This window comes from Oerskovia merdavium (genome assembly GCF_014836755.1).
Classification (GTDB): domain Bacteria; phylum Actinomycetota; class Actinomycetes; order Actinomycetales; family Cellulomonadaceae; genus Oerskovia; species Oerskovia merdavium.
Genome location: NZ_JACSQF010000003.1, coordinates 43868 through 62478, shown reverse-complemented (window position 1 = coordinate 62478; position 18611 = coordinate 43868). Strand labels below are relative to the sequence as shown.

Here is an 18611-nt window from a genome sequence, read left to right as displayed (position 1 = left end):
CGGTGCGTCGCCCGGGTCAGACCGCGTCGAGCCGGTCCCGCACCTCCGGGTCGAGGTCCAGGTCCGCCGCGCCGAGCAGCTCGTCGAGCTGTGCGACGGTGCTGGGCCCGATCACGGGGACCACGGGCACCGGACCGCCGAGCAGCCACGCGAGCGCGACCTGGTTCGGCGTCGCGCCGACCTGCCGCGCGACCTCGTGCAGCACACGCCGACGCTCGAGCGAGGTCGGGTGCTTGTAGCCCTCCCACAGCTCCTTGTCGTCGCGCACCATGGCCCCCTGCAGGAGCGGGGAGTAGGCCGTGACCGCGAGCGGCGGGCGCTCGTCGCTCCCGGTCGAGCGTGCGTAGTCGAGCAGCTCGGGCGAGGCCCAGTTGTGCCGGTCGGGGTCGGGCGTCGGGTAGAGGTAGCTGAGCTGCTCCTGGACCACCCCGTAGGGTGCGACGCCCTGTCGCAGCGCCTCCTCACGCGCCTCGACCACGCGCCACAGCGCGACGTTCGAGATGCCCGAGATCCCCACGACCCCCTCGGCCTGGAGCTTGCCGAAGGCTCCGACGGTCTCCGCGAGCGGCGTGTCGAGGTCGTCGACGTGCCCGTAGAGGACGTCGAGCCGGTCGACACCGAGGTGCCGCAGGCTCTCGTACGCCTCCCGCGCGACGGTCTCGGCCGCCAGGCCCTGGAAGTTGGTCGGGGGAGTGTTGGACAACGGCAGGGCGGGGTCCTTCTTGGCCGCGCCGAGCTTGGTCGCGATGCGGACCTGGTCGCGCACCCCTCTGCTCACGAGCCAGCGAGCGATCAGGTCCTCGCTGTCGCGCCCGTTCCCTCCTGCCCAGAAGCTGTAGTTGTTGGCCGTGTCGAGGAAGGTCCCTCCGGCCTCGAGGTAGCGGTCGAGGATCGCGAACGAGGTCTCCTCGTCCGTCAGGGTGCCCATGTTCATGGTGCCGAGGCAGAGTGTGCTGACGTCGAAGGACGTGTTGCCGTCGCCGAGGGTGCGGTAGCGCATGGTGGTCTCCGGTGAAGGGGGCGGTGGGTTGACGTCATCCACGCTAGGAGGCGAGCGGCCTGGGTGTACGGTCCATTGGCATGGCATCGGACCAGACCAATTCGCGCCGGCGGTTCGTGGCGGGCGTGTCCCGTGCGTCCGGTTCGTCCAGCCCAGGCCCGACGGCGGCGCTCGCCTGGGAGACAGTCCTCGACCTGGGTGAGGGGCCGGACCCGCTCCACGCCCGGCTCGGTGCCGCGGTGCGGGTGGCCGTCCGTTCGGGGAGGGTCCCTCCGGGCGCAGCCCTGCCACCCAGCCGGGTCCTCGCGGAGACGCTCGGCGTCTCGCGCTGGGTCGTGACCGAGGCCTACGGCCAGCTCGTCGCCGAGGGGTTCCTCGAGTCCCGGACCGGCTCGGGGACGAGGGTGCCGCTCTCGGCCGGGACCGCCCCGCCGTCCTCCCGAGCCGCACGCGACGACGTCGGGACGCGAGCGACGTCGTCGGGCCGTGCCGGCACGGGGACCCGTGCCCCGCGAGCGCGCTTCGACCTGGGGCCCGGGGTGCCCGACCTGCGGCACGTCCCGCGCGCCGCCTGGGTCCGTGCGCTGCGCGAAGCCCTTGCCGTGGCACCCGACGCCGACCTCGCCGCGCCCGACCCGACCGGTCACCCCGCGACCCGGGCGGCGCTCGCGACCTACCTCGCGCGCGCCCGGCACGTGCGGGCAGGGGCGGGCGACGTCGTCGTGACCCACGGCGCGGACGACGCGATGCGGCGGATTGCCGGCGCGCTGCACCAGGCCGGGCACCGGGCTCTCCTCGTCGAAGACCCGAGCTGGTCGCGCCTGCGCGAGACGGCCGCGGCCGCAGGGCTCACGCCCGTGCCCGTCCCGGTCGACGAGGACGGGGTCGACGTCGACGCGCTCCTCGCGGCGTCGCGCCGGACCGGGGCGCGGGCCGCGCTCGTGACTCCCGCCCACCAGTTCCCCACGGGTGCTGCCCTGTCGCCGGGGCGCCGTGAGGCCCTCGTGCGCTGGGCGCGCGACGTCGACGGCATGGTCGTCGAGGACGACTACGACGCCGAGTTCCGCTACGACCGCCGCCCCGTGGCCGCGATGCAGGGCCTCGCGCCCGACCGGGTCGTGCTGCTGGGATCGCTGAGCAAGACGATGTCCCCCGGGTTCGGGCTGGGATGGGTCGTCCTGCCGCCCGGGTTGCTCGGCAGGGTCGTCGACCGGGGCGGTGCCGGACCGTCCACGATCGACCAGCTCGCGCTGACCAGGTTCCTGGTCTCGGGCGCGTACGAGCGGCACCTGCGCGCGTCGCGCGGCCGGTTCCGTCGGCGCCGCGTGGCACTCGTGTCCGCGCTCGGGGCCGCGCTGCCGGGCGCGAGCGTCACGGGGATCGCCGCGGGCATGCACGCCGTGGTCACGCTCCCGACCGGCGTCGTGGCCGCGGACGTGGTGCGTGAGGCGGTGCTGCGCGAGGTGTCGGTCACGGCGATCGAGCGGTACCGGGCGACGGCCGCACCCGCGCGCGAGGGCGAGCACGACCGGATCGTCGTCGGGTACGGCAACCTCGCGGACGCGCGCGTCGAGGAGGCGGTGGCCCGGCTCGCGGCCGCGGTGCGGGCCGCGAGGCCTTAGGGTGCGTCCCCCGAAAAGACGATGACCTGCTCCATCGCTCGATGTACGTTCATCTCTGAACCCGCCCAAGGCGCGCCTACCCGGTAAGGCGCGTCCTGCCTGCAGCTGGTGAGGGTGGCTGCCCGTTCGAGCCGGGCCGGGTCCGAGAGGGGCCCTCGCGCTGCAGGCGCGATGGGCCCCTCGCCTTCCGGTGCTGGTAGCGTGCCCAGCCGTGACGACCGCGCCCACCCCGAGCCCCGTGACCTTCCGGACCGCCCGCCTCGACGACCTCGCCCGCGTCGTCGAGCTCATCGCCGACGACGCGATCGCCGCCCGGCGCACGGGCGAGCTGGGGGACGAGCACCACGTCGCGTTCGCCGCGATCGACGCGGACCCGAACAACGAGCTCGTGGTCGCGGACGTGGGCGGCGAGGTCGTCGGGGTCATGCAGCTGACGTTCGTCCCGGGCATCTCGCGGCGCGGGGCGACCCGGTTGCTCGTCGAGGCCGTGCGCGTCGACTCGCGGCTGCGCGGACAGGGGATCGGGCGCGCGATGATGGCGTGGGCGCACGAGCGCGGGCGCGAGCGTGGTGCGTCGCTCGCGCAGCTCACGTCGGACAAGGCTCGCGGGGACGCGCACCGGTTCTACCGTTCGCTCGGCTACGCGCAGTCGCACGAGGGGTTCAAGCTGCCGCTCTGACGCCGCCGCGCGAGCGCTTGGTCCACCGGGTCGTGACGACCTGGAGCGTGGCCCGAGGCGGGATGGTCACGGGAGACCCGCGAACCGGTCCGTCAGCGGAAGACGATCGTGCGGTGCCCGTCGAGCAGCACGCGGTGCTCGGCGTGCCAGCGCACGGCCCGTGCGAGCGTGCGGCGCTCGACGTCCTCGCCCAGCGCCACGAGGTCCTCGACGGCGCGCGAGTGGTCGACGCGCTCGACGTCCTGCTCGATGATCGGCCCCTCGTCGAGGTCGCCCGTCACGTAGTGCGACGTGGCGCCGATGAGCTTGACGCCGCGGTCGTGGGCCTGGGCGTAGGGGCGGGCGCCCTTGAAGCTCGGCAGGAACGAGTGGTGGATGTTGATGACCTGGCCCGACAGGTCGCGGCACAGGTCGTCGGACAGGATCTGCATGTACCGCGCGAGGACGACGAGCTCGACGTCGAGCTCGGCCACCAGCTCGCGCAGCCGGTCCTCGGCCCCTGCCTTGGTGTCGCGCGTGACGGGCACGTGGTGGAACGGCTTGCCGTAGAACGCGGCGATGTCCTCGAGGTCGCGGTGGTTGCCCACGACGCCCACGACCTCGATCGGCATGCCCTGCGAGCGCTCGCGGTAGAGCAGGTCGACGAGGCAGTGCGCGGCCTTGGACACCATGACGAGCGTGCGCACGCGGCGCCCGACGACGTCCAGGTTCCACGTCATGTCGAACGCCTCGATCACGGGTGCCAGGGCGGCCTCGAGCTCGTCGCGCGACGCGGTCGACTCGACCTGGACACGCATGAAGAACAGCCCCGACAGCGGGTCGCCGAACTGCTGCGACTCGGTGATGTTGCCACCGTGCTCGGCGAGCGTCCCCGCGACGGCGTGCACGATCCCCGGACCGTCCGGGCAGGACAGCGTGAGGACCCAGTGGGTGGGCGTGGGCGCGGGAGCGTTCGACGAAGGAGTGCTGGACACGGTCCCAGGGTAGCCGCGATCGAGGGGGTGAGACGGTCGGCATTCCACCCGCGGACGCGGACGTCGAGGCTGCCTGGATCTGACACGATGGGACCATGACCGACACGCCGATGACCATGGACCTCGTCACGGACGAGCACGCGGGGGAGCTCCTCACGCTCCGCCGGGCAGCGTTCGTCACCGAGGCGCAGCTCTACGGGGACCCCAACATCCCGCCGCTGACCCAGACGCTCGCGGAGCTCAAGGCGGACCTGGCGACGCCGGGCGTCATCACGCTCGGTGCGTGGCAGGGGCCGCGCCTGGTCGGTTCGGTGCGCGTCGAGATCGAGGGCGGCAAGGCCACGCTCGGCAGGCTCGCCGTCGCCCCGGACCTGCAGGGTCGCGGGATCGGCACGCAGATGCTCTTCGCGGTGCTGCCGCACCTTCCCGAGGAGACCACGGAGATCTGGGTCTTCACGGGCAAGGACTCCAAGCAGAACCTCGAGCTCTACACGCGTCACGGCTACGAGGAGCAGTACGACAAGGCCGCGGGCGACCTCACGTACACGTACCTGCGCCGCATCCTGGGCGAGGCCGAGGCGCGCAACGCGAGCGACGCCGTCGGGCAGGACTGAGCCCTCACGCACCGGCGAGGCGCGTCCCCTGGACGGGGACGCGCCTCGCTGCGTCCTGGGCGGGGACCGCACCGGCCCGACGGCGGGGCGCACGCCGCGCGGGCACGTCCCGAGGCGCCCGGGACGGCTCGGACGACAGCCTCAGGGGGAGCGGACCCACCACTTCTGGTTGGCGGTCCCGGCGCAGCCCCAGAGCTGGACGGGCGATCCGTCGGCCGTGCTGAAGTCCTTGACGTCGACGCACCGGTCGGCCTGCGGGTTGACCAGGTCGTGGCTCGCGGTGAGCACGAACTGCTGGGCAGGATCGCCCGAGCACGGCGCGGTCTGGATCTTCGCGCCGTCCTCGCGGGCGCCCCACGCGACGTCGAGGCAGCGTCCGAGCGTGCGGACCGTGCCGTCGGCCTCGAGCGTCCACCGCTGGTGGGCGGCGTCCGAGCACGTGCGGACCTGGACCGGGACGCCGGCGGCGGTGTCGCCCCAGGGCAGCTCGAGGCACGTCCCGCCGAGCCCCACGAGCTGCCCCGTCGTGGAGACGGGCGACGTGCCCGGCTCGTCGGGTCGGTCCCACGCGTAGGCCCGGACGTAGTCGACGACCATCTGCGCGGGCAGCGGGGTGCTCGCGTCGGGTGCTCCCGGCCAGTCCCCACCGACCGCGAGGTTGAGCAGCAGGAAGAACGGGTCGTCGAACACCCAGGGTGCCCCGCCGGTGTCGGCGGGGGTCTTGTGCGAGTACGCGACGCCGTCGACGTACCAGGTGATCGAGTCCGGTGCCCAGTCGACCGTGAAGGTGTGGAAGTCGTCGGCGACGCGTTGCCCCCCGGGGAGCGTGAACGACTCGTGCACCGCGTCCGCCCCCGAGTACCCGGGACCGTGCAGGCTTCCCCACACCGTGCCGGGCTCCTGACCGACGTTCTCCATCACGTCGATCTCGCCGCTCGCGGGCCACGGTTCCGAGGTGAAGATGTCCTGCCCGAGCATCCAGAACGCGGGCCACGTCCCCTGCCCGCCCGGGATCTTGATGCGTGCCTCGAAGCGCCCGTGCTGCTGGGCGAACCGGTCCGCGGTGATGAGCCGTGCCGACGTGTACTCGCAGCGTCCGTAGTGGCACTGATAGCCGGCCGGGTTCTCCTTGCGGGCCGTGACGACGAGGTGGCCCGCCCCGTCGGTCGAGGCGTTGCTCGGGCTGTCGGTGTAGTACTGGAGCTCGTCGTTGCCCCACCCGCTGCCCCCCGTCTCGAGGCGCCAGCGTGCGGGGTCGGGCGGGGCCCCGGGGGCGCCGTCGAACTCGTCGGACCAGGTGAGCGGCCCGGGCGGAGCACCCATGGTCGGGGCGGCGCTCGCGGTCCGTGCGGCCGGAGGACCGACGGCGGCGGCCGCGAGCGTCCCGAGCACCGCGACCACGATGACGGCCGAGAGCAGGAGGCTGGGGGACGTGGAGGTGCGCATGATCACTCCTTGCAGGTCGAGACGTCCTCGGCGTAGCGCAGCCACGACGGGAGGTCGGCGACGAACGCGTCACGCACGTCGGGGGCACCCGCCGCACGCCAGTCGACGTCGTCGTCGATCTCGATCTCGTACTTGTCCCACTCGAACCAGTTGACCATCTTGAGCTGCGGGAACCGCTCGTGGGTCTCCGGGGAGAAGACCTGCCGCCACCAGGCGCGCTTGATGTCGAGCTCGGCCGCGCCACCGCGCGAGGGCGTGTAGATCGCGGCGGTCTCGGGGACCGCGACCGGGTGGCCGTGCTCGACGCCGTACACGGTGTAGAAGTCCGGGACGGCGGCGTCGTCCCCGGCCGTGCCGACGTAGGTGCCCGTCAGCATCGCGAGGAACTTGCCGTCCTCGGGGACCTCGTTGTTGCCCCACGGGCGCTGGTTGCCCCAGTGGTAGAGCGAGACGCCGACCCAGTCGACGGCGTCGTCCCCGGGGAAGTACGGGAGGTAGCTGTCGTCGGACATGGTGACCGTGCCGTCGCCGTCGGTGTCGAGGGCCGCGTAGTCGGCCGACCCGGGGAGCGCCGCGAACTGGCCCCCGGTGAACGGGTACCCGCCCCCGTAGTTGGGCGCCCACATCATGGCCGTGCCGGGCGCCTGGTCGTGGACCGCCGCGGCGACCCGCCGGAACGTCTCGACGTACGCCGTGGGCTGCTGTCCCCACGCGTACCACGAGCCGTTCATCTCGTGCGCGAACCGCAGCACGACCGCGACGCCCTGCTGGTTGACCTCGCGCAGGTCGTGCGCGAGCGTCGCGATCACCTCGTCGCTCATGGCGGCCAGGCCCGCGTGCGGCTCGAGGGTCAGGAGCAGCACCCCGCCGTTGGCCTTCATCTGGGTGACCGCGCTGACCGTGTGCTCCCAGGTCGCCCGGTCGTAGGGGACGTCGGAGAACTGGACCGCGACGGCCGGGGCGTGGCCCAGGTACGTCCGGTGCTCCTCGAGCGTCTCGGACGCCCAGTCGAGGTTGACCCCGAGCAGCGTGCCGTCGTCGGGGACGACCTGCGCGGCGTCGGCCGTGCAGGCCTCGGGGGCAGGCGGCGGCCCGGCCTCGGGCGGACCCGCGACCGCGAACCCGGCGCCGACCGCCCCCACGCCCAGGAACATGATCATGACGGGCGTCACCAGGCCGGGCCGCCGCCGGCGCCCGCTCGTCCCAGGGAGGTAGAACGTCATCAGGAGGCCCGGGTGGCGAGCAGTCCCCGCGCCTCGTCGTGGCCGCCGTAGATGCGGGCCACGGTGTCCAGGCGCAGTGCGGTGAAGGCGTGCCGGACCGCCGCCGAGGCCCCGAAGAACCGCAGGTCCCCGCCGCGCGAGCGGACGACGCGCAGCAGGTCCAGCAGCCCGGCGACCCCCGACGGCGAGACGCCGTCGACGCCCGAGACGTCGAGCAGGACGAGCACCGGGCCGTCGGCGACGGCCGCGGCCACGGGGCCGCGCAGGGCCAGGACGGCCGCTGCGTCGAGCCTGCCGCCGGTCGGGAGGTCGATGCTCGTGACGGGGTGGGTCAGGGTGAGGTCGGGTGCGCTGACGATGGTGGCCATGGTGAGCTCCTGGGTGCGTGGCGGACGGTGAGGTCGAGCGGGAGATCCGTCGGGTCGAGGAGGGAGGTGAGCCCAGCGCCGTTGCTGTCGTTGCTGTCGTTGCTGTCGAGCCCGTCGCTCACGGCCTGGGCCGCGAGGAGCGCGACGGACGGGGGGGTGGGGTCCACGACGGAGTCGCCGGGACCGGTGTACCGCGCTGCACGTAGCGCGGCGGACAGGAGGGCGAGGTCGACCACGACCCACGCCAGGGTGAGGTAGGTCGCCGGGGCCGAGGCCTCGCCCGCGAGCATGCGGGCCACGCCGATCGCCGAGGCCACGAGCAGCACGGCCGTGGCCACGACCTGGGGGAGCACGTGCCGGTAGCCCGTGCCCGTCGCCTGCTTGGTCTTGGAGGTGACCGAGAACGCGATGTGCTTGCCGAGGAACACCGCCGACGCCCCGGAGAGCGTGGCCGCTATCCACGTGGGGAACAGCGCGAACGACATCTGCTGCCCCCGCCACAGCCCACGGCTGCCCCGGCCGGAGAGCTGGAAGAGGAGCTGGCAGGCCACGAAGAACGGGATGAAGTGGAGGAAGAACAATGTGGGGTCGGCGTGCAGCGGGAAGATCCCGACCGTCAGGAAGAGCACCGGTGCCGAGAGGTAGACCAGGGCGGCGAACCCGCTCAGGTAGCTCGTCATGGTGCCCAGGTACATGAGCCGCTGGGCGAGCGTGAGGCCGCGGACCATGAGCGGGTTGTCGCGGAAGAAGACCTGCATCGACCCCGTCGCCCAGCGCAGGCGCTGGGAGAGCGCGGTGCCCACGTCCTCGGGCGCGAGGCCGTGGACGAGCACCTCGTGGTGGTAGACGCTCGTCCAGCCCATCGCGTGCAGGTGCATGGCCGTGGCCATGTCCTCGGTGATGGTCGTCGTGTCGAGGGGGTTGATCGTCAGGGCCTGGTCGGTGCGGGCCACGTCGACCAGCTCCAGGACGCCGTCGAGCTCTTCGAGCAGCTCTCCCGCGACCTCCTCGGGGAGCGGTGCGGCCTCGGGGCGCGGAGCGAGGGCTGCGGCGAACGCCGCTCTCAGCTCGGACGTGATCTCGGTCAGGACGTCGCCCCGACGGAACTGCCCCTCGGCGCGCCGGACCGCGGCGAGCGCCTGCTCGGCCACGGGCATGGCCGTGGGCTCGCGGACCGCGAGCTGGCTCAGCAGGTCCTGCAGGCGCGACCTGCCGGCGCGCAGCGCGGCCCGCATGCTGCCCCGGGCGTCCCGGCTGAACCGGGTGAGCCCGAGCGCCATGAGCGCCTCACGCCGCAGGACCGCGTTCGAGCCGCAGAAGAACGCGGCCCCCCACCCGTCCTTGCCCTGCTGGATGGGTCCGTAGAAGAGCTCGGCCTGGGTGCCCAGGGGGTCGTTCGGGGGGACGTTCCAGAAGTGCTGGGGCGTCTGGACGAACGCGACCTCCTCGTCGTCGAAGTACCCCAGGACCCGGTCGAGGAACCGCGGCTCGGGGACCTGGTCGGCGTCGAGGATCGCGACGAGGTCGCCGCTCGTGCGGAACAGCGCGTTGTTGACGTTGCCCGCCTTGGCGAACCGGGGGCGCCCCTCCCACTCGGGACCGCGGGTGATGTACCCGATCCCCACGCGCGAGGCCGCGACCTCGAGCTCGGCCCGGTTGCCGTCGTCGAGGATCCACGTCGCGTGCGGGTACGTCATGTCGCGTGCGGCGATCGCGGTGCGCAGCACCAGGTCCACGGGCTCGTTGTACGTCGTGACGAACACGTCGACGCTCAGGCCCTCGGGCGCCGGGGGAGCGGGCGCCCGCCGTCTCGCGTTCCACATCGTCAGCGCGTAGAGGACGGTCTCGCCGAGGCTGTACGTCTCGGCCAGGACCAGGGGGACCGCGATCCACCAGGCGTCCCAGGCCACGGTCCCCGTCCAGCGCCAGCCGATGTAGACGAGCCCGAACGCCACCGCGACCACGGCCAGGAGCCGTACCGCCGCGAGCCTGCTGCTTCCCATGCGTACCTCCGCCGGACGACGAGACCAGGTCGGGTCGTCGTGGCGCGCAGGACGCGCACGGCGGCTCGAGAGCGGCGGCGGCGATGACGTCGGGACGGGCAGAGACACCCCTGCGTGCCTGTCACGACGGCGGGTGACCGGGTGTCCCCGGACCTCCTGCGGTGTCGTGCTCCGAACGTAGGGGCAGACGCGGGCAGGACGGAAGCACCGCGCCGTCCGTTTCGCGCGTGATGCGAGGTGTGCGCCCACATCTCCACAGGTCGGCAACCCGGTGGTAACGCCCCGTCACGGTGGCTGACGTCCCGTTCACGGGGACGTCACGTGCGGCGCTCGCGGCCGCGGCACGTTCGTGCGCGTCGTGCGGCCCGACGGCGCCACGCACGGTGCGGGGAGCTGTCCGGCGGGTCTGGGCCCGGCGGGCGGAGGGCCCTTCGGGAGCTCGGTGGCCCCGGCACCACCTGTCGGCCTGGGCTCAGCCCAGGCGCACGCTGCGTCGCGGCGTCGTCATGGCGCCGGTGATCGCGGCGATGATCTCCTCGTAGCTCGTGCCGGGGCCCGAGAAGCTGCCGTTGTTGCGCCCGTGGCGCAGCACCTCGATCCGGTCCGCGACCGCGCGCACGTCGGTCATGTTGTGGCTGATGAGGATCACGGCGTGGCCCAGGTCGCGCAGGCGCTCGATGTGGGTCAGGACCTCGGCCGTCTGCGAGACGGACAGCGAGGCCGTGGGCTCGTCGAGCACCACGATGCGCGGGTCGCCGAGGAGCGTGCGGGCGATCGCGACGCTCTGGCGCTGCCCGCCCGACAGGTCGGAGACGAGCGTGCGCACCGAGGGGATGCGGGACGTGAGGTCGCGCAGGATGCGCCGCGCGTTCTCCTCCATCGCGGCCTCGTCGAGGCGCGGACCCCGGTGCAGCTCGCGCCCCAGGTAGAGGTTGGAGACCACGTCGAGGTTGTCGCACAGCGCGAGGTCCTGGAAGACGGTCGCGATGCCCAGCGCGTGCGCCGCGGCCGGGGAGGGGATGGTGACCGGGACGCCGTCGGACTCGATGATGCCCGCGTCCGGGGTCAGCACGCCCGCGATGACCTTGGCGAGCGTCGACTTGCCCGCGGCGTTGTCGCCCACGAGCGCGACGACCTCGCCGCGATGGACCTCGAGGTCGATGCCCTCGAGGGCGCGGACCGCGCCGAACGACTTGTCGATGCCGTGCAGCGACAGTGCGGGGAGGGCGGAGGAGCTGCTCACGTCGTGTCACCTGTTCGTGCTCGGGCGCCCGGGGGCGTCGGGGTGCCCACCACGTCGTCGTGGTGCGGCGGTCGTGCGGTGGTCGGGGTCCTGGGTCGGGGCGTCGCCCGGAGGGCCCGGGTCATCCGGGGGCTCCCGACCGGCCCGCGCCACCAGGGTCCTGGGCCGACGCCAGCCCGACCGGGCCGGGCGTGCCGGGGGCGAGGCGGACGTCGCTCGCGACGTCGGTCGACTGGAGCGCGAGCGCGAGCGCACCCATGACCTCGGCCTGGGGTCCGAGCTCGCTCAGCACGACCTCGACGGGCGCGATCGTGTTGGGCACCAGGTGCCGGCGGACCGCGTCGCGCAGGGGGCCAGCGAGGATCTCGCCGGTCTCCGCGAGCTCGCCCCCCACGACGATGACCTGGGGGTTCATGGCGCTCGCGAGCGTGGCGACCGCGATGCCGATGCGATCACCGGCGTCGGCCACCACGCGGCTGCAGCCCGGGTCGCCGGCCAGCGCCCGGGAGATGACGTCGCGCAGCGTGAGGTCGCCGTGGCTCGAGCGCAGGAGGGCGAGGAGCGCGTCGGAGCCGACGACCGTCTCGAGGCAACCACGGTTGCCGCAGCGGCAGATGGGTCCGGCGGGGTCGACCTGGACGTGCCCGATCTCCCCGGCCGTGCCCGCGTACCCGCGATGGACGTTCCCGTTGATCACGACGCCAGCCCCGGTCCCGTACGAGACCCGGACGAACACCGAGTCGCGGACGGCGCGGGCCGCACCGAGCTCGGCCTCGGCGAGCGCGGCGAGGTTCGCGTCGTTGTCCACGACCACGGGGCGGGCCAGGCGCTTGGACATGACCTGGCCGACGTGCAGGTCGTCCCAGCCGCGCATGATGCCGCGCACCGAGATCATCCCGGTCGAGATGTCGACCGGGGCGGGCAGGGCCATGCCGACCGTGAGGAGCTCGTCCGTGGACGCGCCCACGCGCTCGAGGAGGTCCATGACGAGGAGCGCTGCGCGGTCCAGGCCCGTGTCGACGCGGTGGTCGACGGGCAGGGGCATCTGCTGCTCGGCCACGATCGTGCGGCCGAAGTCGCCGAGCGCGACCTTGAGGTGGCGGTGGCCGAACTGGATGCCTGCCACGAGACCGAGCTGGCGGGCGAGGGTCACCTTGAGGGCGCGTCGTCCGGAGCGCGAGGTGGGTCGGGTGTCGACGACCCCTGCCTGGGTCAGCTCCTTGACGATGGTCGACACCGTCGCCGTCGAGAGTCCCGTGGCCTCGGCGAGCTCGACCTGGGTGAGTCCGCCGTAGCGCTTCACCGCATCCACGATGCGCGTTCGGTTCGCTTCTCGGAGTGAGGTCTGCGAGCCGGGCGTGGACCGGTCGTTGTTCACAGGAAGGAGCGTACACGCTCCTGGGAGCCGCAGAACGGAGGCAGAACCGGGAATCCGCGAGGTGCTCCGGGTGGTACCGCCCCCACTCTGAGTTCGAGTCTCGAACACAATTAGGTCACGAACTGATTACTGCGCTTGACGCTCGAACTCAAGGGTGGCTAGTTTCACTGCAGTGCCGACCGAGGCCTCGCGGATTCCCTCCGCGGCTCGGAGGCATCCCGGGCCTCACAGCTGAGGCCCGCCCCTGGTTCGAAGACGAAAGGGAATGACGATGACGTCTATGCGCAAGGCGGTCGCCGCAGCTGCCGGGATGACGCTGCTGTTCGGTGCTCTCACGGCCTGCAGCTCGGAGCGTTCGGGTGGAGAGTCCGGTGGTGGCGAGACGGGGACCGACACGCCCCTGATCGGCATCGCGATGCCCACCCGCAGCCTCGAGCGCTGGAACAACGACGGTGCCCACCTCGAGGAGCTGCTCGCAGGAGCCGGCTACGAGACCACCCTCCAGTACGCCGACAACAAGGTCGACCAGCAGATCACGCAGCTGCAGAACATGATCAACCAGGGGGCCGACGTCCTCGTCATCGCCTCGATCGACGGCACGGCCCTGGGCCCGGTCCTCGACGCGGCGGCCAAGGAGGAGATCCCGGTCATCGCCTACGACCGTCTGATCAACGACTCCGAGCACGTCGACTACTACGCGACGTTCGACAACGAGAAGGTCGGCACGCTCCAGGGCGAGTTCATCGTCGAGCAGCTCGGCCTGGCCGGCGGTGCCGGCCCCTTCAACCTCGAGCCCTTCGCCGGGTCGCCCGACGACAACAACGCCCGCTTCTTCTTCAAGGGGGCCTGGGACGTCCTGAGCCCCTACGTCGAGAAGGGCCAGCTCGTCGTGCCCTCGGGCAAGGCGCCCGCCACGGTCGACGACTGGACCACGATCGGCATCCAGGGCTGGGAGTCCGCCAAGGCCCAGTCCGAGATGGAGAACCGGCTCAACTCGTTCTACACCGACAAGAAGGTCGACGTCGTCCTGTCGCCCAACGACTCGCTCGCGCTCGGCATCGAGCAGGCGCTCGAGGGTGGCGGCTACACGCCGGGCGACGCCTGGCCGCTCGTCACGGGTCAGGACGCCGACGAGGCCAACGTCAAGAACATGCTCGCGGGCAAGCAGGCCATGACGGTCTGGAAGGACACCCGCACGCTCGGTGACCAGGTCGCCACCATGGTCCAGCAGATCATCGACGGCGAGGAGGTCGAGGTCAACGACACCACGACCTACGACAACGGCGTGAAGGTCGTGCCGTCCTACCTCCTCGACCCGCAGGTCGTCACGTCGGACACCGTCCAGTCGTCGCTCGTCGACTCCGGCTTCTACACGGCCGACCAGCTCGGCCTCTGACCGGTCGGCGCCGCGCCCGGCCCTGGGGGCGCCCCGGGGCCGGGCGCGGTGAGCACGACAGGAGCATGACGAGCGGCGGGGTCGCGCGGTGGGCCGCCCGCCGCGCGACCCCCCCGACAGGAACGGACGAGTGAGGAGCTGACCCATGGCCAGCGAGAGCAACATCCTCGAGATGCGGGGGATCACCAAGGAGTTCCCCGGCGTCAAGGCCTTGCAGGACGTCACGCTGGACGTGCGTCGAGGCGAGGTCCACGCGATCTGCGGGGAGAACGGGGCCGGCAAGTCGACCCTGATGAAGGTGCTGTCGGGCGTCTACCCGCACGGCACCTACGAGGGCACGATCGTCATGGACGGCGAGACGTGCGAGTTCCGGACCATCCGGGACAGCGAGGCCCGCGGGATCGTCATCATCCACCAGGAGCTGGCGCTCGTGCCGCACCTGTCGATCGCGGAGAACATCTTCCTCGGCAACGAGAAGGCCTCGGCGGGGATCGTCGACTGGCACCGGACCACGAGCGAGGCCGCCGCGCTGCTCGAGCGCGTGGGGCTCGGCGAGAACCCCGCGACCAAGGCCATGGACATCGGGGTCGGCAAGCAGCAGCTCGTCGAGATCGCCAAGGCACTGTCCAAGCGCGTGGACCTGCTCATCCTCGACGAGCCCACCGCGGCGCTCAACGACGAGGACAGCGCCCACCTGCTCAAGCTGATCGACGAGTTCCGCAGCCACGGGATCACCTGCATCATCATCTCCCACAAGCTCAACGAGATCGCCGCGATCGCCGACCGTGTGACGATCATCCGCGACGGCGCCACGATCGAGACCCTCGACCTGCACGGCGAAGAGCCCGTGACCGAGGACCGCATCATCCGCGGCATGGTCGGCCGCTCGCTCGACAGCCGCTTCCCGGAGCACGAGCCGACGATCGGCGACGAGGTCCTGCGCATCGAGGACTGGACGGTGCACCACCCGATCGACACCGACCGTGTCGTCGTCGACCACGCGAACCTGCACGTGCGCGCGGGCGAGATCGTCGGCATGGCCGGCCTCATGGGCGCAGGGCGCACCGAGCTCGCGATGAGCGTGTTCGGGCACTCGTACGGCTCCAGGATCTCCGGCAGCGTGTACAAGAACGGGACCCTCATCCGGACGCGCAGCGTCAAGGAGGCCATCGCCCACGGGCTGGCCTACGCGACCGAGGACCGCAAGCGGTACGGGCTCAACCTCATCCAGACCATCCGCGAGAACATCTCGGCCTCGGCGCTGGGCAAGGTCTCACGCTGGGGCGTCGTCGACTCGCAGGCCGAGACCCAGGTCGCCGAGCGCTACCGCACCGACTTCCGGATCAAGGCCCCGACGGTCGAGGCCGTCGTCGGGAAGCTCTCGGGCGGCAACCAGCAGAAGGTCGTCCTGTCGAAGTGGGTCTACTCCGACCCCGACGTCCTCATCCTCGACGAGCCGACGCGCGGCATCGACGTGGGCGCCAAGTACGAGATCTACGCGATCATCAACGCGCTCGCCGACGCCGGCAAGGCCGTCGTCGTCATCTCCTCCGAGCTCCCCGAGCTCATCGGCCTGTGCGACCGTGTCTACGCGATGAGCCAGGGCCGGATCACCGGCGAGGTCGCGCGCGCCGACGCCACCCAAGAAGCACTGATGCACTACATGACCATGGACAAGGGAGTCACCGTCCGATGAACGCCGTCAGGGAATACCTCGGCCGCAACGTCCGCCAGTACGGCATCGTCGCGGCACTGCTCGTGATCGTCCTGCTGTTCCAGGTCCTCACGGACGGACGACTGCTCTACCCGAACAACGTCGCGAGCCTCATCCAGCAGAACGCCTACGTGATGATCCTCGCGATCGGCATGGTCATGGTGATCGTCGCAGGACACATCGACCTGTCGGTCGGCTCGGTCGTCGCCTTCGTCGGCGGTCTGTGCGCCATCATGATGAGCCAGTGGGACCTGCCGTGGCTCCTCGCCGTGGTCCTGTCCCTCGGGGTCGGGGCGCTCGTCGGGATGTGGCAGGGCTTCTGGGTCGCGTACGTGGGGATACCCGCGTTCATCGTGACCCTCGCGGGCATGCTCATCTTCCGCGGTCTGGCGATCGTCCTGGTCGGCACCACGGTCGCGGGACTCCCCAGCGGCTTCATCGCGATCAGCAACGGCTCGGTGCCCAACTGGTTCGGGTTCGTGGGCGACCTCGACGTCGTGACCCTGGTGATCGGCGCGATCGGGATCGTGGCTTTCGCCGTGGCGCAGTGGCGCGCACGGAGCTCGCTGCGCCGCCACGACCTCGCGGTCGAGCCGCTGCCCGCGTTCGTCGTCAAGATCGTCCTGGCCGCGGTGCTCATCGGTGTCGTGACGTACTGGCTCTCGCTCAGCTCGGGCGGCACGCCCATCGTCCTGCTCATCGTGGGCATCCTCATCATCGCGTACTCGTTCGTGCTCAACCGCAGCGTGTTCGGTCGGCACATCTACGCGATCGGCGGGAACCGGCACGCGGCCGTCCTGTCGGGCGTCAACTCGCGCCGGGTCGACTTCGGCATCTTCGTCAACATGGGTGTCCTGGCGGCGGTCGCGGCCGTCATCACGACGTCACGTGCCGGGGCCGGCGTGGCCGCTGCGGGCATGAACTACGAGCTCGACGCGATCGCCGCGTGCTTCATCGGCGGCACCGCGGTCGCGGGCGGCGTAGGACGCGTGTCCGGGGCCATGATCGGTGCGCTCATCATGGGCGTGCTCAACATGGGCTTGTCGATCATGGCCGTCGACGCCGCCTGGCAGCAGGCGATCAAGGGCCTGGTCCTGCTCCTCGCGGTCGCGTTCGACCTGCTGAGCAAGAGGCGCGCCGCACTCTCCTGATCCGTCGTGAGGAGAGTGGCGGTGGGGGGACGGCAGCACGGGCGCACACCCGTCCTGCCGTGACCGGACCAGCGGGGTGCGTGCGGCGAGAGCCGCGCGCACCCCGCTGTGCTGTGCCGGGGGCCGGGCGCGGCCGGGACGTGCCGTGATATGGACCACCTGCCGCGGCCCGCCGACGTGGGCTAGGATCGTGCACGTCGCGACTGGCGCACCCGCGCCCCGCACGCCGCCCTCTGGGGAGGCCACGGGACGGACGGGGATGGTGGATCACCACCGGGGAGCGGCATGCTGTGTAGACGACGGGTCGTTCGCCTGGGCCCCGGGTCGCCCCCTGTGGGGACGTGCCCGGATAGAGCACGCCTCCCCACGAGACCGTCATCCGCAGACAGAACCCAAGGAGACGCATGAGCGCCCAGCCGGACAACGTCCTGAACCAGTCCCTGCTCGAGGTCGACCCGGAGATCGCCGCGGTCCTCGACGGGGAGCTCGCGCGCCAGCGAGACACCCTCGAGATGATCGCGTCGGAGAACTTCGTGCCGCGCGCCGTCCTGCAGGCGCAGGGCTCGGTCCTGACGAACAAGTACGCCGAGGGCTACCCGGGCCGCCGCTACTACGGTGGCTGCGAGCAGGTCGACGTCGCCGAGAACCTCGCGATCGCGCGCGCCAAGTCGCTGTTCGGCGCCGAGCACGCCAACGTCCAGCCCCACTCGGGTGCGACCGCCAACGCGGCCGTGCTGCACGCCCTCATCAACAAGGGCGACAAGATCCTCGGCCTCGAGCTGGCGCACGGCGGCCACCTCACGCACGGCATGAAGATCAACTTCTCGGGCAAGCTGTACGACGTGTCCGCGTACGGCGTGGACCCGCAGTCGTACCGCATCGAGATGGACGAGGTCCGCAAGACGGCTCTCGAGACCCGCCCCGACGTGATCATCGCCGGCTGGTCCGCGTACCCGCGCCACATCGACTTCGCGGCGTTCCGCGAGATCGCGGACGAGGTCGGCGCCAAGCTCTGGGTCGACATGGCGCACTTCGCCGGACTGGTTGCCGCGGGCCTGCACCCGTCCCCGGTGCCCTACGCCGACGTCGTGTCCTCGACGGTCCACAAGACCATCGGCGGCCCCCGCTCGGGCTTCATCCTGTCCAAGGAGGAGTTCGCCAAGAAGATCGACTCCGCCGTGTTCCCGGGTCAGCAGGGCGGCCCGCTCATGCACGTCGTCGCGGCCAAGGCCGTGTCCTTCAAGATCGCCGGCTCCGACGCGTTCAAGGACCGTCAGGAGCGCACGCTGCGCGGCGCGAGCATCATCGCGGACCGCCTGGCCCAGCCCGACGTCGCCGAGAAGGGCGTGTCCGTCCTCACGGGCGGCACCGACGTCCACCTGGTGCTCGTGGACCTGCGCCACTCGGAGCTCGACGGCCAGCAGGCCGAGGACCTCCTGCACGCCGTGGGCATCACCGTGAACCGCAACGCCGTGCCGTTCGACCCGCGCCCCCCGCGCGTCACCTCGGGCCTGCGCATCGGCACGCCCGCGCTCGCGACGCGTGGCTTCGGCGACGAGGAGTTCACCGAGGTCGCCGAGATCATCGCCGCCACGCTCAAGGCCGGTGCGGGCGCCGACGTCGAGGGCCTGAGCGCTCGCGTGCGCAAGCTGACGGCAGACTTCCCGCTGTACCCGGGTCTGTCGCAGTAGTCACCCGTGAGCCGCTGAGTGCGGAGCTCTTGTGCGACACGCCCGGCGAGTCGCACAAGAACTCCGCACTCAGCGGTCTGTTCGTCCCCGCCAGACCCTGAGGAGCCCC

15 protein-coding genes and 1 riboswitch are annotated in these 18611 nt (G+C 71.8%); of the genes, 7 read left to right on the top strand and 8 right to left on the bottom strand.

Features of this window, described 5'->3' with window-relative positions; genetic code table 11:
* Window positions 1-16: 16 nt before the first annotated feature.
* The gene (locus tag H9641_RS03915) at window positions 17-1000 is read right to left on the bottom strand and encodes an aldo/keto reductase (RefSeq protein WP_191801257.1); all 984 of its coding nucleotides are present in this window, start codon (window positions 998-1000) and stop codon (window positions 17-19) included.
* An 80-nt stretch (window positions 1001-1080) separates the two neighbouring features.
* Between H9641_RS03915 and pdxR the strand changes: the two genes are divergently transcribed.
* Both pdxR and H9641_RS03905 read left to right on the top strand, forming a co-directional pair.
* Complete coding sequence (pdxR, locus tag H9641_RS03910) at window positions 1081-2622, top strand: MocR-like pyridoxine biosynthesis transcription factor PdxR (RefSeq protein ID WP_191801255.1); 1542 nt, start codon at window positions 1081-1083, stop codon at window positions 2620-2622.
* A 211-nt stretch (window positions 2623-2833) separates the two neighbouring features.
* Entirely contained in the window at window positions 2834-3301 is a 468-nt protein-coding gene (locus H9641_RS03905) for a GNAT family N-acetyltransferase (RefSeq protein WP_318244368.1), read from the top strand.
* 92 nt (window positions 3302-3393) lie between these two features.
* Here the strand turns inward: H9641_RS03905 and purU are convergent, their stop codons facing one another.
* Window positions 3394-4275, bottom strand: a complete 882-nt coding sequence (gene purU / locus H9641_RS03900) for a formyltetrahydrofolate deformylase (RefSeq protein ID WP_191801253.1) — start codon at window positions 4273-4275, stop codon at window positions 3394-3396.
* Window positions 4276-4370: 95 nt separating this feature from the next.
* Here purU and H9641_RS03895 point away from each other — a divergent pair, with 95 nt between their 5' ends.
* Window positions 4371-4889, top strand: coding sequence for a GNAT family N-acetyltransferase (locus H9641_RS03895; protein WP_191801251.1), 519 nt, complete (start codon window positions 4371-4373; stop codon window positions 4887-4889).
* A 141-nt stretch (window positions 4890-5030) separates the two neighbouring features.
* On the opposite strand, the gene H9641_RS03890 is transcribed toward H9641_RS03895, so the two are convergent.
* The 6 genes from H9641_RS03890 to H9641_RS03865 all read right to left on the bottom strand — a co-directional run bounded on the left by H9641_RS03890 (window position 5031) and on the right by H9641_RS03865 (window position 12550).
* Entirely contained in the window at window positions 5031-6335 is a 1305-nt protein-coding gene (locus H9641_RS03890; protein ID WP_191801249.1) for a family 16 glycosylhydrolase, read from the bottom strand.
* 2 nt (window positions 6336-6337) lie between these two features.
* Window positions 6338-7558: a glycoside hydrolase family 26 protein gene (locus tag H9641_RS03885; protein WP_225219963.1), complete on the bottom strand. Its 1221-nt coding sequence runs from the start codon at window positions 7556-7558 to the stop codon at window positions 6338-6340.
* On the bottom strand, window positions 7558-7926 hold the full coding sequence (locus tag H9641_RS03880; RefSeq protein WP_191801247.1) for an STAS domain-containing protein: 369 nt from the start codon (window positions 7924-7926) through the stop codon (window positions 7558-7560). Before H9641_RS03880 ends, H9641_RS03885 begins: the two co-directional genes overlap by 1 nt.
* A complete protein-coding gene (locus tag H9641_RS03875; RefSeq protein WP_191801245.1) occupies window positions 7890-9929 on the bottom strand; it encodes a glycosyltransferase family 2 protein in 2040 nt (679 codons plus the stop codon). The genes H9641_RS03880 and H9641_RS03875 overlap by 37 nt, the downstream gene beginning before the upstream one ends.
* Window positions 9930-10401: 472 nt before the next feature.
* Window positions 10402-11172 carry an ATP-binding cassette domain-containing protein gene (locus H9641_RS03870; RefSeq protein WP_191801243.1) on the bottom strand — a complete coding sequence of 257 codons (771 nt, stop codon included), beginning with the start codon at window positions 11170-11172 and terminating at the stop codon, window positions 10402-10404.
* A gap of 121 nt (window positions 11173-11293) precedes the next feature.
* Window positions 11294-12550, bottom strand: coding sequence for an ROK family transcriptional regulator (locus H9641_RS03865; protein WP_191801241.1), 1257 nt, complete (start codon window positions 12548-12550; stop codon window positions 11294-11296).
* A gap of 271 nt (window positions 12551-12821) precedes the next feature.
* Here H9641_RS03865 and chvE point away from each other — a divergent pair, with 271 nt between their 5' ends.
* From chvE to glyA, 4 genes are all read left to right on the top strand, one after another.
* Entirely contained in the window at window positions 12822-13946 is a 1125-nt protein-coding gene (gene chvE, locus H9641_RS03860) for a multiple monosaccharide ABC transporter substrate-binding protein (protein WP_377616084.1), read from the top strand.
* Window positions 13947-14091: 145 nt separating this feature from the next.
* Window positions 14092-15642, top strand: coding sequence for a multiple monosaccharide ABC transporter ATP-binding protein (gene mmsA / locus H9641_RS03855; protein WP_191801237.1), 1551 nt, complete (start codon window positions 14092-14094; stop codon window positions 15640-15642).
* Entirely contained in the window at window positions 15639-16811 is a 1173-nt protein-coding gene (gene mmsB / locus H9641_RS03850; RefSeq protein ID WP_191801235.1) for a multiple monosaccharide ABC transporter permease, read from the top strand. Before mmsA ends, mmsB begins: the two co-directional genes overlap by 4 nt.
* 189 nt (window positions 16812-17000) lie before the next feature.
* Window positions 17001-17136: riboswitch (ZMP/ZTP riboswitch) on the top strand.
* Window positions 17137-17215: 79 nt separating this feature from the next.
* Complete coding sequence (gene glyA / locus H9641_RS03845; RefSeq protein ID WP_056647660.1) at window positions 17216-18502, top strand: serine hydroxymethyltransferase; 1287 nt, start codon at window positions 17216-17218, stop codon at window positions 18500-18502.
* Window positions 18503-18611 lie beyond the last annotated feature (109 nt).

Excerpts from the sequence above, each read along its gene's own strand:
- H9641_RS03915 (WP_191801257.1), bottom strand. The coding sequence starts at position 1,000 with ATGCGCTACCGCACCCTCGGCGACGGCAACACGTCCTTCGACGTCAGC.
- pdxR (WP_191801255.1), top strand. The coding sequence starts at position 1,081 with ATGGCATCGGACCAGACCAATTCGCGCCGGCGGTTCGTGGCGGGCGTG.
- H9641_RS03895 (WP_191801251.1), top strand. The coding sequence starts at position 4,371 with ATGACCGACACGCCGATGACCATGGACCTCGTCACGGACGAGCACGCG.
- H9641_RS03890 (WP_191801249.1), bottom strand. The coding sequence starts at position 6,335 with ATGCGCACCTCCACGTCCCCCAGCCTCCTGCTCTCGGCCGTCATCGTG.
- H9641_RS03885 (WP_225219963.1), bottom strand. The coding sequence starts at position 7,558 with ATGACGTTCTACCTCCCTGGGACGAGCGGGCGCCGGCGGCGGCCCGGC.
- H9641_RS03880 (WP_191801247.1), bottom strand. The coding sequence starts at position 7,926 with ATGGCCACCATCGTCAGCGCACCCGACCTCACCCTGACCCACCCCGTC.
- H9641_RS03875 (WP_191801245.1), bottom strand. The coding sequence starts at position 9,929 with ATGGGAAGCAGCAGGCTCGCGGCGGTACGGCTCCTGGCCGTGGTCGCG.
- chvE (WP_377616084.1), top strand. The coding sequence starts at position 12,822 with ATGACGTCTATGCGCAAGGCGGTCGCCGCAGCTGCCGGGATGACGCTG.
- mmsA (WP_191801237.1), top strand. The coding sequence starts at position 14,092 with ATGGCCAGCGAGAGCAACATCCTCGAGATGCGGGGGATCACCAAGGAG.
- mmsB (WP_191801235.1), top strand. The coding sequence starts at position 15,639 with ATGAACGCCGTCAGGGAATACCTCGGCCGCAACGTCCGCCAGTACGGC.
- glyA (WP_056647660.1), top strand. The coding sequence starts at position 17,216 with ATGAGCGCCCAGCCGGACAACGTCCTGAACCAGTCCCTGCTCGAGGTC.